Annotated in this window: 15 protein-coding genes; 4 read left to right on the top strand and 11 right to left on the bottom strand. The window is 69.6% G+C overall.

Features of this window, described 5'->3' with window-relative positions; genetic code table 11:
- Positions 1 to 6 precede the first annotated feature (6 nt).
- The 3 genes from METY_RS07440 to METY_RS07430 all read right to left on the bottom strand — a co-directional run bounded on the left by METY_RS07440 (position 7) and on the right by METY_RS07430 (position 2,620).
- On the bottom strand, positions 7 to 978 hold the full coding sequence (locus METY_RS07440) for a LysR family transcriptional regulator (protein ID WP_103120757.1): 972 nt from the start codon (positions 976 to 978) through the stop codon (positions 7 to 9).
- Positions 979 to 1,208: 230 nt separating this feature from the next.
- Positions 1,209 to 1,808 carry a GNAT family N-acetyltransferase gene (locus tag METY_RS07435; RefSeq protein ID WP_103120756.1) on the bottom strand — a complete coding sequence of 200 codons (600 nt, stop codon included), beginning with the start codon at positions 1,806 to 1,808 and terminating at the stop codon, positions 1,209 to 1,211.
- Positions 1,809 to 1,840: 32 nt separating this feature from the next.
- Positions 1,841 to 2,620: a helix-turn-helix transcriptional regulator gene (locus tag METY_RS07430; RefSeq protein ID WP_103120755.1), complete on the bottom strand. Its 780-nt coding sequence runs from the start codon at positions 2,618 to 2,620 to the stop codon at positions 1,841 to 1,843.
- A gap of 67 nt (positions 2,621 to 2,687) precedes the next feature.
- Between METY_RS07430 and METY_RS07425 the strand changes: the two genes are divergently transcribed.
- The 3 genes from METY_RS07425 (at position 2,688) to METY_RS07415 (ending at position 4,893) form a co-directional block, all read left to right on the top strand.
- Entirely contained in the window at positions 2,688 to 3,689 is a 1,002-nt protein-coding gene (locus tag METY_RS07425; protein WP_103120754.1) for an MBL fold metallo-hydrolase, read from the top strand.
- 48 nt (positions 3,690 to 3,737) lie between these two features.
- Positions 3,738 to 4,436, top strand: coding sequence for a YoaK family protein (locus METY_RS07420; RefSeq protein WP_103120753.1), 699 nt, complete (start codon positions 3,738 to 3,740; stop codon positions 4,434 to 4,436).
- A gap of 154 nt (positions 4,437 to 4,590) precedes the next feature.
- A complete protein-coding gene (locus tag METY_RS07415; protein ID WP_103120752.1) occupies positions 4,591 to 4,893 on the top strand; it encodes a hypothetical protein in 303 nt (100 codons plus the stop codon).
- Positions 4,894 to 4,975: 82 nt separating this feature from the next.
- On the opposite strand, the gene flhA is transcribed toward METY_RS07415, so the two are convergent.
- On the bottom strand, positions 4,976 to 7,144 hold the full coding sequence (flhA, locus tag METY_RS07410; RefSeq protein ID WP_103120751.1) for a flagellar biosynthesis protein FlhA: 2,169 nt from the start codon (positions 7,142 to 7,144) through the stop codon (positions 4,976 to 4,978).
- A 162-nt stretch (positions 7,145 to 7,306) separates the two neighbouring features.
- Between flhA and METY_RS07405 the strand changes: the two genes are divergently transcribed.
- Positions 7,307 to 8,653: a globin-coupled sensor protein gene (locus METY_RS07405; RefSeq protein ID WP_103120750.1), complete on the top strand. Its 1,347-nt coding sequence runs from the start codon at positions 7,307 to 7,309 to the stop codon at positions 8,651 to 8,653.
- Between the two features lie 3 nt (positions 8,654 to 8,656).
- Here the strand turns inward: METY_RS07405 and METY_RS07400 are convergent, their stop codons facing one another.
- The 7 genes from METY_RS07400 to sciP form a co-directional block, all read right to left on the bottom strand.
- Entirely contained in the window at positions 8,657 to 9,277 is a 621-nt protein-coding gene (locus METY_RS07400) for a DUF1345 domain-containing protein (RefSeq protein WP_103120749.1), read from the bottom strand.
- A 123-nt stretch (positions 9,278 to 9,400) separates the two neighbouring features.
- A complete protein-coding gene (flbD, locus tag METY_RS07395; RefSeq protein ID WP_103120748.1) occupies positions 9,401 to 10,762 on the bottom strand; it encodes a sigma-54-dependent transcriptional regulator FlbD in 1,362 nt (453 codons plus the stop codon).
- 14 nt (positions 10,763 to 10,776) lie between these two features.
- A complete protein-coding gene (gene fliN, locus METY_RS07390; protein WP_103120747.1) occupies positions 10,777 to 11,124 on the bottom strand; it encodes a flagellar motor switch protein FliN in 348 nt (115 codons plus the stop codon).
- Positions 11,121 to 11,822, bottom strand: a complete 702-nt coding sequence (locus METY_RS07385) for a FliH/SctL family protein (RefSeq protein WP_103120746.1) — start codon at positions 11,820 to 11,822, stop codon at positions 11,121 to 11,123. The genes fliN and METY_RS07385 overlap by 4 nt, the downstream gene beginning before the upstream one ends.
- Positions 11,812 to 12,852, bottom strand: a complete 1,041-nt coding sequence (gene fliG / locus METY_RS07380; protein ID WP_103120745.1) for a flagellar motor switch protein FliG — start codon at positions 12,850 to 12,852, stop codon at positions 11,812 to 11,814. The genes METY_RS07385 and fliG overlap by 11 nt, the downstream gene beginning before the upstream one ends.
- Before the next feature lies 1 nt (position 12,853).
- Positions 12,854 to 14,545, bottom strand: a complete 1,692-nt coding sequence (gene fliF / locus METY_RS07375; protein ID WP_103120744.1) for a flagellar basal-body MS-ring/collar protein FliF — start codon at positions 14,543 to 14,545, stop codon at positions 12,854 to 12,856.
- Positions 14,546 to 14,704: 159 nt separating this feature from the next.
- Positions 14,705 to 14,980 (bottom strand): CtrA inhibitor SciP, encoded by a 276-nt coding sequence (gene sciP / locus METY_RS07370; protein ID WP_020184309.1) that lies wholly within the window; start codon positions 14,978 to 14,980, stop codon positions 14,705 to 14,707.
- Between the last annotated feature and the right edge of the window lie 116 nt (positions 14,981 to 15,096).

Genomic DNA, 15,096 nt, shown 5'->3' with positions numbered 1-15,096 from the left:
GGCAGCTCAGACACTTAGGAAATCGTCCTCGCGGTTGAGCCACAAATTGAGGCTGGGGGGATGGACGTCCATAAGCTTCCGGACCGTGCTCCGAAGCCACAGATGGCCTGGATCCCGGTCGAACGACGAGTGCCACAGCATCGATATCTGCACATCCGGCAGGATCACCGGCGCAGGGCTGACGGCGAGCTCGAGCGCCTCGGCGAAGAAGCGCGCGACCTTGGCATGCATGGTCGCGATGACGGGCGCCTGCTTCACCACGAAGGGCACCGCCGTGAACCGCGGCGAGGTCAACGCGATCGTGCGCGCGCGACCGATCTTCGCAAGAGCGTCGTCCACCACGCCGTGGGCGCTCTCGACGAGACTGGTGAGCACGTGGGGCAGGCGGACGTAATCCTCGATCGTGATCGGCGGCTCCACGCCGACGAGCGCGGCGTTGAAGATGCAGAGATAGCTCTCCTTGTGGAGCAGCCGCCGCTTATGGTGGGTCTGCCCTTCGTCGAACAGCCCGATCCCGAGCTCGATCCGACCGTCGTCGACGTCCTGGAGGATGCGAAGCCGGTCGATCGACCGCAACAGCAGCTTCACCCCGGGCGCGGTCTTCTGCAGATGCGCCATGAGGGCCGGAACGAGCAACACCTCGGTGCTGTCCGGCATCCCGATGACGAAGGTGCGGTCCGACGTCGCGGGATCGAAGGCGTCGTCCCGCAGCGTCAGTTCGGCGATCTGCGCGAGGGCGCCTCGGACCGGCAGGATCAGCGCGGTCGCGCGCGGCGTCGGCCGCATGCCGTCGGGGCCGCGCGTCAGGAGCTCGTCGCCGAACATGGCGCGCAGCCGCGCGAGCGCGTGGCTCATCGCGGACTGGCCCAAGCCGACGCGCGCCGCGGCCCGCGTGACGCTGCGCTCCGTCATGAGCGCATCGAACGCCACGAGGAGGTTCAGGTCCAGCTTGGACAGATTGACGTGGTCGAGGCTCAACGGCGGTCCCGATCGGCTGGCGTCACGACGCCGCGACCATAGGGCAGCGGCGGCCGGTTCGCCATGACGCCGGATGGGAAGAAACGGACGCCCCGCCGGGGGCAGACGGGACGCCCGCCGTCAAGACGGCCTTGTCGGCCGTCGACCCGCCCCGCGCGAAAACGCGAGACCGCAGACATACGCAAGGGCGCCGGGAGCGGTTCACCGCGGCAGTCGGCGAATGATGAGGCTCAGCCGTGAAGCGGCACGTGCGGCGCGGCATGGCGGGGGATCAAGCCCGTCAGCCGCGGGTCGTCGCCGATTTCGATCTTCTGCGCGTAGGCGCGAAACCCCATGCGATCGTAGAAGGCGAGGGCGCCCGGGTCGTCGTGGTTGCAGGTGTGGAGCCAGACGCGGTCGACGCCGGGCCGGAACGCCGCGACGAGCGCCGCTCGCATCAACGCCCGACCAAGCCCAGCGCCTGCGGCCTCTTTGACCAGGCCGAAATAGACGATCTCGACCGAAGCCTCCGACGGCGGCTCGAGCTCGGCGAAGCCGATCTCCTCTTCCCCGCGCGTGACAAGCAGCAGCCGGCGCTCCGGCTGGTCGAGAAGGTCCTGCAGCGCCGCGTCCGTGAGCCGAAGGCGGTCCGACCACAGCCAGTCGTCGCCCACCCGGCGGTAGATGGCGCGATACCAGTCCGCGCGGGGCCGTTCGACCGCCGAGATCGCCACTCCCGCCGGCAGCGGCGCCGGCGGCTCGGCGACGGGGGCGGTCCGTTCGAGGTAGGTGACGATCGCGGGAAGCCGACCGAAAGGGATGTCGTAGAGGCCGTTCGTGAGCGCGTTCATGACGCTCGCCTTGGACGCCGGCGCCCTGGGCGTCAAGAGCCACGCGGCCTCGTCAGGCTGACGGAGGCCGGAGCCCCGAACGTCGCGCGGAAGTCGTGGGCGAAGTGGGCTTGGTCGGCGAAGCCGGCCGCATGGGCCGCGGTCGTGAAGTTCGCGCCCGTCACGATCTCGGCGATCGCCCGCCGCATGCGCGTCCAGCTCCGATAGCGGCGAAGCGGGACGCCGATCTCCGCCTTGAAGAGATGTTGAAGCCGCGACGGCGACAGCCGGGCCGAGCGGGCGACCGCGCTCAGCGTGGGCGGCTCTTCCGCGGCGAGCGCGACGACGGCCGCGGTGACGCGCGGATCGACTTCGCGGCGGGCGTGGCTGCGGCCAAAGCCCAGCAGATCGTCGAGCGCCTCCGCCGCCCAAGCGGCGCTGTCGGGGCGCTCGTAAAGCGCGCGCGCGAGCGACGTTGCCGTCGAGCGCCCGACGATGGCGCCGTCCCGCTCCTCGGCGTTCGTCACGAGGCGGGCGAGGGCGGTCGGGCCGCCGGCGTCCGGCTCGGCGTAGAGCACCATCACCGGCTCCCCGTCGAGCCGCAGTTCGTGGCTGAGCCCGGCGGGCACCATGGCGGAGCCGCAGGCCAGCCAGTCGCCGCCCTTCAGGCGCAGGCCGAAAGTCCCGCCGAGGCTCGACAGGAACACCGGCGCGCCGTGCTGGTGGGGAGCGTTGTAGACCAGAGGCCCGACGAACAGCGTCCGCCCGGCGTCGAGCCGCCACAGCGGCCCGAGCCCGCCGCCTGAAGGCGGACCCGCAGCAGGTTCGTACAAGCGCGCGTCCTCCCGACAGCCGTATCACTCGGCCTTGTCCGCAATCACCATCCAACCGAGCCGCGCCATGTTCAAGCCAGTCGAAGGCATCACGCGCCGCCGCGCCCTTAGGGCGACCGGCGGCCTCCTCGCCATGCCCGCCCTGCTGCGCGCCGCGCCGGCGGAGGCGGCCTCGCCGCGTCTCGGATCGAGCGAGCCCTCGTTCCGTCGCTTCCGACTTGGCGAGTTCGAGATCACGGTCGTCTCCGACGGCGCCGCTATGGTGGACGGCCCCTGGCCGATCGTGGGCGAGGATCGCCCGCGGGAGGAAGTCGAGGCGCTGATGCGCGCCAACCTCCTGCCGGCAAGCCGGTTCCAGCCGGGCTTCAGCCCGACCGTCGTCAACACCGGCCGCGAACTGGTCCTGATCGACGCGGGCAACGGCTCCGAAGGCTTCATTCCCCGTCCCGCCGGAGGGCGTCTGGTGGAGAATCTGAAGGCGGCCGGTTTCGCACCGGACGACATTGACGTGGTCGCGCTGACGCACTGCCACGTGGACCACATCGGCGGGCTCATGGAGGGCGGCGAGGCGACGTTTCCGAAGGCGCGCTATGTCGTCGGCGCGCTCGAATATGATTTCTGGACCAAGGACGACCGCCTGAAGGCGCCGGAAGGCGGCAACGAGCGGAAGTCGGCGCAGCTGTTCCGCAAGACGCTGCCGCCGCTCGCCGCGCGCACTACTTTCCTCAAGCCCGGCGAGGACGTGGTCCGCGGGGTCACCGCGATCCCGACCCACGGCCACACCCCCGGCCACCTCGCCTACCATCTCGAAAGCGGCGGCAAACGCATTCTCGTCTGGGGCGACTGCGCCCACCACGAGGTCGCTTCGCTTGTTCATCCGGAGTGGAGCGCCCTGTTCGACATGGACAAGGAGCAAGGCAAGACGACCCGGGCGCGGGTCTACGACATGGCGGCGACGGAGAAACTGCCCGTGCTCGGCTACCACACCTCGTTCCCGTCGCTCGGCTTCGTCGAACGGGCGGGGACGGCGTACCGCTGGCTTCCCGTCACCTACCAGTTCGCCGAGTGATAACGCCGAGCGGTTGACGGGACGGCGAGGACGTCGCCTGATCGCGCCATGCGCTACGTCCTCTTGGTTCTCCTTAGCTTCAACGCCGGCTACGTGGACGCCGCGGGGTTCCTCGCGCTGCACGGCCTGTTCACGACGCATGTGACCGGCAACTTCGTCACCCTTGGCGCGGCCGTCGCGATGGGCGCGACCGGGGTGCTCGCGAAGCTGCTCGCGCTGCCCTTGTTCTGCGTGGTGGTGCTGGTCGCCCGGCTCGCCGGGATCGGGTTGGAGCGGCGCGGATGGCCGGTGACGCGGGTCATGCTCGCGCTGCAGGCGCTTCTGCTTGCCGGCGCGGCGGCGCTCGCCGCGCGGCTTGGTCCCTTCCCGGACGGCGACGCCTGGCCCGCGCTTGCGACTGGGGGCGCGCTGGTTGCCGCGATGGCGATCCAGAACGCGGTGCACCGCGTGCGGCTCGCGAGCTTGCCGCCGTCCACCATCATGACCGGCACCACGACGCAGGTCATGGTCGACATCGGCGACCTGATGCGTCCGATCCGCCCCGAGGCCCGCGCCGCCGCAAAGAAGCGGCTCGGCCCCATGAGCCTCAGCCTCCTTGCGTTCGCGCTCGGCTGCGGGGCCGGCGCGCTGGTCTATGTCGCGGCGCCCATCTGGTGCTTCGTGCCGCCGCCCCTCGTGGCGCTCCTGACCATCGGATTTGCGGGTGAAAGCGCGACGGCGGCCCAGTCCGCGCCAGCAAAGGCGTAGAGCGACAGCGTTTAGCCTTTGGTCGAATGGATAATTATTGCCATCGATAATCGATATGAATGCAAACGGTTTGTTTCATGCTGCGGTGCACCGCATATTGCGCTCCAGAGACGGCGGGGTTGGTCCCGCCGACACAGTGATCAGGACGCAAGCCATGACCCGCATCGCCTCCGTCGCCGCTGTTCTGGCGACCCTCATCTCCACCTCCGCCTTCGCCGGCGAGCTGTCCTCGACGGTTGACGCTCCCAAGGCGCCGGTCCGCGCGAGCGCGGCCAACGCCGCGGCGGTCCAGAGCCCCGGCACCGTGGGCGCCATGCACCTCGCCGCCGACGGCGTCGCCACCAGCGGCGCGGACGTCCGGCGCGACAGCCGCGGCCTGCTGACGGCGGCCAACGCCTCCTGGCGCGCCGTTCCGGTCGTGACCGTCGACGCTCTTGCGACGAAGCCGGGCTCGTAAGCCTCAGCGCTTAAGGTCGAACTGAAAGCGGCGGCGCGTCTCTGGACGCGCCGCCGTTTTATTTTTCCGCCGCCCCTGACGCTCAGATGCTGGCGATAGTCTTCAGCCGCGCCCGCGGGTGGATCTCGTTCTGCGACATCACCGAGGTCTGGTTGCGGAAGCGCTCGACGATCGAGCGCACGAACGGCCGCACCGCGGCCGAGGTCAGGAGGACGGGCGACTCGCCAAGCTTGGCGGCCTCCTCGAACCGATCGCGCACCAGGCCGATGAACTCTTGCAGCTTCGAGGGCGCCATCGCGAGCGTCTTCTCTTCGCCCGTGCCGACGATCGATTCCGCGAAGGCCTGCTCCCAGGCGGGCGACAGCGTGACGAGGGGCACGTAGCCTCCATACGATTGGTGCTGCGCGCAGAGCTGGCGCCCGAGCCGCATGCGCACGTGCTCCACGATCTGCGCCGGGGCACGGGTGAAGGACACGGCTTCGGCGATGCCCTCGAGAATGGTTCCGAGATCTCGGATCGAGACCCGCTCGTTCAGCAGCAACTGCAGCACGCGCTGGATGCCCGTTGTCGAGATCAGGCTCGGCACGATGTCGTCGACCAGCTTGCCCTGCTCCTTTGGAAGATCCTTCAGGAGCTTACTGACCTCGCCATAGGACAGCAGGTCCGGCATGTTGCCCTTGATGATCTCGTTGAGGTGGGTAGAGAGCACCGTGGTGGCGTCGACCACGGTGTAGCCGAGGATGGTCGCCTCCTCACGGAGCGAGGCGTCCACCCAGGTCGCGGGCAGCCCGAAGGTGGGCTCCACCGTATGTACGCCCGGCAGGCTCACCTGGCGGCCGTTCGGGTCCATCACCATGAACTGGCTGGGATAAACGGAGCCGGTCCCGGCCTCGACCTCCTTCACCTTCACGGAATAGGCGTTGGGCTGGAGCTGCATGTTGTCGAGCAGGCGCACCTGCGGCATCAGGAAGCCCATCTCACCGGCGATCGAGCGCCGCAACGCCTTGATCTGCTCGGTAAGCTTGTCGGGCGCGCCGTCCTTGGACTCGACCATCGGCAGCAGGGCGAAGCCGAGCTCGATCTTCACTTCGTCCATCTTGAGCGCGGCCGAGACCGGCTCCTCCTCGGCGCCGGCCGCGGAGCCCGCCGCCGAGCCCGGCTTGCCCTCGTTCGCGATCGTCGCGATGCGCTTCAGCTCCTCGAGGGCGTTGCTCTTCGAGGCGCGATGGGCCAGCCATCCGGCGCCTCCGGCGAGGGCCATGAAGGGGATCAGCGGAATGCCCGGCAGCAGCGCCATGACCGCCATGACCGCTGCGGCGATGCCGAGCGCCTTCGGATAGCCGGAGAGCTGCTTCACTAGCGCGCGGTCGGCGGAGCCCGAGACGCCGGCCTTGGAGACGAGCATGCCGGCCGCGGTCGAGACGATGAGCGCGGGGATCTGGCTGACGAGGCCGTCGCCGACCGACAGCAGCGTGTAGGAGTGCGCGGCGTCCGCGAACCCAAGGCCGTTCTGGCCGACGCCGATGATGATGCCGCCGATGACGTTGATGAAGGTGATCAGCAGGGCCGCGATCGCGTCGCCGCGCACGAACTTCGATGCGCCGTCCATGGCGCCGAAGAAGGTCGATTCGTCTTCGAGCTCCTTGCGGCGGACCTTCGCGGTCGCCTCGTCGATCAGGCCGGCGGACAGATCCGCGTCGATCGCCATCTGCTTGCCGGGCATGGCGTCGAGGGTGAAGCGCGCGGCGACCTCGGCGATACGGCCCGAACCCTTTGTGATGACGACGAAATTCACGATGATCAGGATCGCGAACACGATGATCCCGATGACGAAGTTGCCGCCCATCACGAAGTTGCCGAAGGCTTCGATGACGTGGCCGGCGGCGTCCGTGCCCTCGTGGCCGTGTCCGAGGATCAGCCGCGTCGAGGCGAGGTTGAGCGCCAGCCGAAGCATGGTGGCGACCAGGAGAATCGTTGGAAACGCCGAGAATTCGAGCGGTTTCTCGATGAACAGCGCTGTCATCAGGATCAATACGGACAGGATGATCGAGACCGCGAGGAGCAGGTCGAGGATCAGCGGCGGCAGCGGGACGATCAGCACGCACAGGATGACCAGGACGCCGAGGGCGAGCCCCATGTCTCCAGTGCGCAGGAATCCCCAAGCTTTCGAAAGGCTTGGGGGCAGGGCGAAGCCGTTTCCGACGGCGGCCGGGGGTGTTCCCCGATCCGCCGACACCGTCACGTCCGACATGCCTCGCCCCGCAACTCTCGCATTCCGCTCGGCAGAAAATGCCGGCCGTATGGTTGACGAGAGGTTAACGCGGGGGTGCGCATGCCCCGGCGAGCATGCCCCGGGGTAACCCGTGGTTAACGCAGTTCCCGGAGCATCGCCTTCAGACTTCGGGGGAAGATCATGACCAATCACGCCGGCGCGTCGGGCGACGCGTCCTCGCATCTTTTATTTCTCCAGATCGACGAGGAGGCGAAGCAGCGGCTGCGCGCCGCCTGGACGGTGGTCCAGCCGCACCTCGGATCGATCCTGGACGGGTTTTACGCCCATCTCTCCAGCCAGCCGGAGCTCGCGGCGCGGGTCCGGGGCAACGAGCCCCGGCTGAAGTCGGCGCAGGGCGGGCACTGGGAGCGCCTGTTCTCGGGCGCCTTCGACGCCGGCTACTTCGACAGCGTCCGCCGGATCGGCATGGCGCACGTCCGCATCGGGCTGGAGCCGCGCTGGTACATCGGCGGCTACGCCTTCGTGCAGGACCGTCTGTTCCAGATCCTCGGCGAAACCCACCGGTTTTCGGGGCCGAAGGCGATGCGGCTCGCGCGCGCCGTCTCGAAGGCGGTGATGCTCGACATGGAGCTCGCGATCTCGGTCTACCAGGACAAAATCATGGGCGATCTCGCGGCGAAGAACGCCGCCATCGAGACCGCGATCAACGGCTTCGACGCGGTCATGGCGGCGTCGCTCGACAGCATGGGGCAGGCCTCGACCCGGATGAGCGAGACCGCCTCCACGCTCGAGGCCGCGGCGGCCGCGACAGACGACCGCGCCGACGCGATGGCGGCGGCCGCGACCGGCACCTCCGAGGTGGTGCGCGCCTCCGCCGCCGCCACCGAGGAGCTTGCGACCTCGATCCGCGACATCGGCGAGCAGGCCAAGCGCTCCTTCCTCACCGCGCAGCAGGCGTCGACCGAGGTTGAGCGCACGAACCGCACGATCTCGAGCCTGGCCGACACCACGGAGCGCATCGGCTCGGTCGTCGGGATGATTTCCAGCATCGCAGCCCAGACCAATCTGCTCGCGTTGAACGCCACCATCGAGGCGGCGCGCGCGGGCGAGGCGGGGCGCGGCTTCGCGGTGGTCGCATCGGAGGTCAAGGAGCTCGCCCGCCAGACCGCCGAAGCGACCGACGAGATCACCACGCAGATCGCGGCCGTGCAGGCCTCGACCCGCACCTCGGTCGACGACATCGCCTCGATCCTCGCGACGATCGCCGAGGTCGCGACGATCGCGGGCTCGATCTCCGCGGCCGTGCAGCAGCAGGAAGCGGCGACCCAGGAGATCGCCATGAGCGCCCAGCGCGCGGCCGGCAACTCCGACGAGGTGGTGGGCGCCATCGCCGTGGTGAAGCAGGCGAACGGGGAGACCGCCGCCGCCTCGACCGACGTCTACGGGCTGTCTGGCGACCTGAAGCTGAAGGTCGAGGAGATCGACGGCACCGTGAAGCGGTTCTTCGCGCAGGTGCGCGCCGCCTGAGGCTCAGAGCATCCCTGACGCGACCCCGACGCTGATCGCGATGATGACGGTGTTGAAGACGAAGGACACGACCCCGTGGACCAGAGTCAGCCGTCGCATCGCGGTCGAGCGGGTCGCGCAGTCCGAGACCTGAAAGGTCATGCCGACGACGAAGGCGTAATAGGCGAAGTCGTCGAACACAGGAGGCTCGTCGCCGGGGAAGTCGATCGCCGGCGCGTCGGGTCCGGCGGCGTAGCAGGCGTGGGCGTAGTGAACGGCGAAGACGGTGTGCACCAGTCCCCACGAGCAGAGGATGGTGACGGCGGCGAGGGCCAGCACCGCGGCCGAGCTCTTGTCGGTCACCATGGCGAAGATCGAGAGTACGCTGACGGCTGACGCCGCGGTCAGGATCAGCGTGATCGTGGCCCGGCCCTCGTCCTCCTCGGCGGACCAGGCCTTGAAGGTCTCCGCGGGAACCGCCCGAAGCCGCAGCCAGGCGCCGACGGCGTAGGCGAGCGCGCCCGCGTCCCAGCCAAGCGCGGTCGCGATCGTCGGCGGCGCGAACAGCGCCGCGGGCAGGCCGACGACGAGCCCGACCGCGGTGGCCGTCCCTATCCGCAGTCCGTGTCCGCGCCAGCCTGTCATGTCCGCCGTCTCCGCCCGCGTCGCTCAAGGGCCAAGATGGCGCGGGCGGGCCGGATGTCGCTAGTCGCCGCTGGACCCCAGGCCGGGATGTGGCGCGGGTCGCCGGCGCCTTGTCCGAGCCTCTTACGCCGCCGCGACGCCGCCCTGGGGCGGCGGGATGGCGAAGCCCTCGTCGTCGTACTGGTTCAGCTTGTTGCGCAGGGTCCGGATCGAGATGCCGAGGATGTTGGCGGCGTGGGTGCGGTTGCCCTGGGTGTGGCCGAGCGTGTCGATGATGAGCTCGCGCTCCACGTCCGCCACGGTGCGGCCGACGAAGCCGCGGGTCACGCTCTCCGCCGTCTCCAGCGCGCGCGCGGCGAGGCCGGTCTCGCGGCCGGGCGCCGGCGCGCCGTCGGGGCTCAAGATCGCTTCGGCGCCGATCTCCGGCCCGGTCGCGAGCAGCACCGCGCGGTGGATGGTGTTCTCGAGCTCGCGCACGTTGCCGGGGAAGCGCGAGCGCATCAGGCTCGCCCGCGCGTCCGTCGAGATCGGCCGCAGCGGCAAGCCGTTCGCCGCGGCGTATTTCTTGGCGAAGTGCGTCGCGAGCGCCGCGACGTCCGCCGGACGCTCCCGCAGCGGCGGAATTTTGAGCGTGACGACGTTCAGGCGGTAAAGCAGGTCCTCGCGGAACGTTCCCCGGCGCACCTCGTCGGCGAGGTTGCGGTTCGAGGTCGCGATGACGCGGATGTCGACCGGCACCGGCTTCGAGCCGCCGACGCGATCGATCACCCGCTCCTGCAGCGCGCGAAGGAGCTTGGCCTGGAGCCGGATGTCCATCTCGGAGATCTCGTCCAGCAGCAGCGTCCCGCCCGAAGCCTCCTCGAACTTGCCGATGCGGCGCGCGGTGGCGCCGGTGAAGGCCCCCTTCTCGTGGCCGAACAGCTCGCTCTCGAGCAGCTGCTCCGGGATCGCGGCGCAGTTGACCGAGACGAAGGCCTTGCCGGCGCGGGGCGACTTCTGGTGAAGGTGGCGGGCGAGCATCTCCTTGCCCGATCCGCTTTCGCCGGCGATCAGCACGCTCGCCGAGGAGGCGGCGATCTGGGTCGCGAGCTGGACGACCGCGATCATCGCAGGGTCGCGGAACACGAAGTCGCGGCTGTCGTCCGAGACCGCCGCGAGCACCGCCGCGATCAGTTCCGGATCGGGGGGGAGGGGGATGTACTCCTTCGCGCCTGCCCGGATCGCGGCGACGGCGGCGCCGGCGTCGTTGTCGACGCCGCAGGCCACCACCGGCACGTGGAAGCGCTCGGCCTCGAGCTGGGTCATCAGGTCGCGCACGTCGAGCGCGACGTCGACCATGATCAGGTCGGCGCCGCGGCCGGCGCGCAGCGTCCGCATCGCCTGGTCCACGCTCTCGGCGTGGGTGACGGCGGCGCCGCGGTTCATGGCGATCCGCGTGGCGGCGGTGAGCTGGCCCTTCAGGTGGCCGACGATGGTGAGGCGCATGGCGTGTCCTCCGCTCAGGTCCGGTCGGGCTTGATGATTTCGGTCATGGTCACGCCGAGCCGCTCGTCGACGAGCACGACCTCGCCGCGGGCGACCAGGCGGTCGTTGACGAAGATGTCGATCGCCTCGCCGACCTTGCGGTCGAGCTCCAGCACGGCGCCGGGCTTCAGCCGCAGCATCGAGCCGACGTCGATCCGCGCACGCCCGAGCACCGCCGAGACCGACACCGGGACGTCGAACACCGCCTCGAGATCTGCGGCGCCCCGGGTCTCGTGCGACTCGTCGTCCTTGCGCTTGGCCGGCGTCGAGAAGTCGACGTCGTTGTCGAGCTCGGGCAGCGGGATGTCCTTGCCGGCGCTCATGGCGTCGCTCCTTCGATGTCGTCGGCGCCGCCTTCGGCGGCGAAGTGCTGCGCGATCGCGTCGTCGATCGCTCGGGCGACCGCCTCGGAGTCGCGCACGACGCCGCCGTCCGCCCACTCCAGACGCACGTCGCCCTTGGCGACGTCGGGGTCGCCGAGAACGATCAAGCGGCCGGCGAAGCCGCGCTCATGGGCCATGGACGCAAGCTGCTCGCGCACCGGCTCGACGACGTCGGGCGTGACGCGCACGGCGACGTGGGGCGCCTGGCGCAACTCGAGGAAGCATGCCTCGGCGGCGGCTTCGATCTCGGCCATCGGCGCGCGGGCCACGGCGGCGCCCGCGATCTTCCGGGCGAGGGCGAGCGCGAGCGCGACGCCGTCGCGCTCGGCGGCGGCGGCGCGCGAGTCCGCTTGAGCCAGGGCTTCCGCAAGCCGCGCGCCGAGACTCTCCACGGCGGCCGTCAGGCGGGCGGAGTCGGCGTCGCGGGCGGCCTTGCGGCCCTCGGCCTCGCCGCGGCGGAACGCCGACGTCTCGGCCTTCTTGAGCGCGGCTTCGTGGTCCTCCAGGGAGACCATCGCAGGTCCTTGGGGGGCGGCCGGCGCTTTCGGGACCGCCGGCGCGCCGAAGTCCTGGTCGAACAGGAAGCGCGCGGGTCGCGGGCGCCCGTCCTCGCGCGGGGAGGGGAGGTCAGTAGACAAAGTCGTCCTCCTCCTTGTTCTTCGAGATCACGATCTCGCCCGAGGCCGCCAGATCCTTGGCGACGCCGACCAGGATCGCCTGGGCCTCGTCGACGTCCTTCAGGCGCACGGGGCCGAGCGCCTCCATGTCGTCCGACATCATCTTCGCGGCCCGGCTCGACATGTTCCCCATGAAAAAGTCGCGCATGGTCTGGCTCGCGCCCTTGAGCGCGACGGCGAGCTTGTCCCGGGGGGCGTCGCGCAGCAGGGTCTGGACGCCGGCGGCGTTCAGCTTTGCGAGGTCGTCGAAGGTGAACATCAGCTGCTTGATGCGGTCGGCGCTCTCCTTCGCCTCCTCGTCGAGCTTCGTCAGGAAGCGCGTCTCGGTCTGCCGGTCGAAGGAGTTGAAGATCTCGGCGACCTGCTCGTGCGGGTCGCGCCGCGAGGTCTGGGACAGGTTCGACATCAGCTCGGCGCGGAGCGTCTGCTCGACGCGCTCGAGGATGTCCTTCTGCACGTTCTCCATGGCGAGCATGCGCTTGACCACGTCGAGCGCAAAGTCTTCCGGCAGGATCGACAGCACGCGGCCGGCCTGTTCGGCGCGGATCTTCGACAGCACCACGGCGACGGTCTGCGGATACTCGTTCTTGAGGTAGTTCGCGAGCACCGCCTCCTGCATGTTGGAGAGCTTCTCCCACATGGTGCGGCCGGCGGGACCCCGGATCTCCTCCATGATGGTGCCGACGCGGTCCTTCGGCAGGAAGCGCGCGAGCAGACGCTCGGTCGAGTCGAAGTTGCCCATCAGCGCGCCCGCGGCCGAGAGCTGGCCGACGAAGTCCACCAGCAGGGTCTCGACCTTCGACATCTCGATCGACCCGAGGCTCGCCATGGCCGAGGAGACCTCGCGGATCTCATCGTCCTCGAGCAGCTTCCAGATCGGCGCGCCGTGCTCGTCGCCGAGCGCGAGCATCAGCACCGCCGCGCGCTCGACGCCCGTCAGCGAGCGGTCGGTGGTGGCGACGGCGGTGGAGCGGACGGGAGCGCGGGCCATCTCAGGCGGGCTCCTGCAGCCACTGGCGGATGATGGCGACCGTCTCGTTCGGGTTGTTCTGCACCAGCTCGCCGATGCGCTGGACCGACTGCGACTGGACGCGGCCGGACAGCTCGGCGATCGCGATCCGCTGGGCGGCCTCCGCGTCCGTCCCAACGGGAAGCCCCGCGACCGAACCGTCGGGCGAGGCCAGGGCGGGGGTCCCGCCGCCCGTCAGCTGGACCACGCCCCCCGCGCCGCCTGCCTCGCCCGCCCCGACGATGCTGACGCCGCCGGCGCCGTTGGCGACGAGCATGACCCGGTCGGGCGACAGCGCCTTGCGCACCAGCGGGCGGACCACGACGAGCAGGACCAGAATGGTGAGCAGCGCGAGCACCCCGAGCTCGGCCCAGCGCATCATGTCGTCCCGGGTGAAGTCGAACAGTCCCGGCGCGTCGCCCGCGCTCTGCGAGGCGGGCATGGTGGCGAAGCGGAGATTGACCACCTCGATCGCGTCGCCGCGGGCCTGGTCGAAGCCGACCGCGGAGCGCACCAGCGCGCCGATGCGGTCGAGCTCCTCCTGGCTGCGGGGGGCGTAGGCGGCGTCGCCGTTCGGCCCTTGCGTGTAGACCCCATCGACGAGGACCGCGACCGAGATCCGCTTCAGCCGGCCGCCGTCCTTCACTTCGGTCCGCGTGGTGCGCGAGATCTCGTAGTTCACGACCTCTTCGGTCTTGTTGGAGGCGTCCTTCGGCCCGGTCGCGGCCTGAGCCTGAGCCTGGGCTGCCGCGCCGTTCGGGATCTGGTTTCCGACCGACACGGTCTGGTCGACGGGCTGGCTCGACTGCGAGCTCTCCTCGCGCGTCTGCGTCGAGCGCACCACGCGGCCTTCCGGATCGAAGGTGTCGGCGGTGACGGTGGACTTGGTGTTGTCCATCTCCGCCCGCACCTCGACGCGGGCGCGGTCCGGGCCGACGATGCGGCCGAGGATGGCCTCCGCCCTCTCCCGGAGCCGCCGCTCCAGCGTCACGGTGCGCTCCTCCGCCGCGGCGGTCCCGCCGTCCTCGCCCTCGGCGCCGTCGGCGAGCAGACGCCCGCCTTCGTCGACCAGCGAGACCTTGTCCGGCTTCAGGCCCTGCACGGCCGAGGCGACCAGGTGGCGGATGGCGCGGATCTCGCCGCCGTCGAGGTCGCCGCGGACCCGCACCACGATGGAGGCGGAGGGCTGCGGCGCGTCGCGCGTGAACAGCGGCTTTTCGGGGATCACCAGATGGACGCGCGCGGCCTCCACTCGGTTGAGCGAGCTGATGGAGCGGGCGAGCTCGCCTTCGAGCGCGCGCAGGTGATTGACGTTCTGGACGAAGCTCGTCGCGGAGAAGCCGTCGCCCTTGTCGAAGATCTCCCATCCGACGCCGCCGCCGGAGGGCAGGCGCTTTTCGGCGAGGCCCATCCGGAGCTTCGCCGCGTTCTCTTTGGGCACCAGGATGCCCGCGCCCTCGTTGCGGAGCTCGTAGGGCACGTTCTGCTGCTCGAGCTCTTTGATGATGGCCGCGGAGTCGGTCATCGACAGATCGGTGAACAGCGCCACCATCTGCGGCTGGGAGAAGCGCACGATCGTGAAGGCGAAGAAGCCGACGAGCGCGAGGACGACGGCGAGCATCGCGGCGATGCGGCCGGCCCCAAAGGAACGCAAGAATCCGACGAACCCGTTCACTGCCGTCTCCCGGCGCCGCCGCTGGTCGGTCGCGCGCCACCCGGCAAGATTTGCCTGCCGTATGGTAAACGGGTCGTTAACGGGCGCCCGCGGGGGGAAGCGCAAACGAAAACGCCGGCGCGAGGCGCCGGCGTTTGCTACGTTCTGATCTTGGGCAGATCAGGCCCGATACTGCTGGATCCGCGTGGTGCGCAGACCGGCGAGGCCATGCCGGTCGATCGAGGCCTGCCACGACAGGAACTCCTCGACCGTGAGGGTGTAGCGCTGGCAGGCCTCCTCCAGGCTGAGAAGCCCGCCACGCACTGCGGCGACGACTTCGGCCTTCCGGCGGATGACCCAGCGTTTCGTGTCGGAAGGGGGCAAATCGGCGATCGTCAGCGGACTACCGTCCGGTCCGATCACATATTTGGTCCGCCCGCGATGCAATTCCGTCATCGGTACTCTCACACGCGACTTTCCCGTCTTCGATGACGTTACGTCGGTGGATTTAACATTTACCTAAGCGGAAAAGCCGACTTCGAGCGATCTACAAAGGTTAAAAACTAGTAATT

The sequence above is a fragment of the Methylopila sp. Yamaguchi genome, assembly GCF_002897035.1.
Classification (GTDB): Bacteria; Pseudomonadota; Alphaproteobacteria; order Rhizobiales; family Methylopilaceae; genus Methylopila.
The sequence above is the reverse complement of the archived record's forward strand: the minus strand, read 5'-3'. Positions and strand labels throughout refer to the sequence as shown.

Coding starts and splice junctions, on each gene's coding strand:
- METY_RS07435 (WP_103120756.1), bottom strand. CDS start 1,808: ATGAACGCGCTCACGAACGGCCTCTACGACATCCCTTTCGGTCGGCTT.
- METY_RS07425 (WP_103120754.1), top strand. CDS start 2,688: ATGTTCAAGCCAGTCGAAGGCATCACGCGCCGCCGCGCCCTTAGGGCG.
- METY_RS07420 (WP_103120753.1), top strand. CDS start 3,738: ATGCGCTACGTCCTCTTGGTTCTCCTTAGCTTCAACGCCGGCTACGTG.
- METY_RS07415 (WP_103120752.1), top strand. CDS start 4,591: ATGACCCGCATCGCCTCCGTCGCCGCTGTTCTGGCGACCCTCATCTCC.
- flhA (WP_103120751.1), bottom strand. CDS start 7,144: ATGTCGGACGTGACGGTGTCGGCGGATCGGGGAACACCCCCGGCCGCC.
- METY_RS07405 (WP_103120750.1), top strand. CDS start 7,307: ATGACCAATCACGCCGGCGCGTCGGGCGACGCGTCCTCGCATCTTTTA.
- METY_RS07400 (WP_103120749.1), bottom strand. CDS start 9,277: ATGACAGGCTGGCGCGGACACGGACTGCGGATAGGGACGGCCACCGCG.
- flbD (WP_103120748.1), bottom strand. CDS start 10,762: ATGCGCCTCACCATCGTCGGCCACCTGAAGGGCCAGCTCACCGCCGCC.
- fliN (WP_103120747.1), bottom strand. CDS start 11,124: ATGAGCGCCGGCAAGGACATCCCGCTGCCCGAGCTCGACAACGACGTC.
- fliG (WP_103120745.1), bottom strand. CDS start 12,852: ATGGCCCGCGCTCCCGTCCGCTCCACCGCCGTCGCCACCACCGACCGC.
- sciP (WP_020184309.1), bottom strand. CDS start 14,980: ATGACGGAATTGCATCGCGGGCGGACCAAATATGTGATCGGACCGGAC.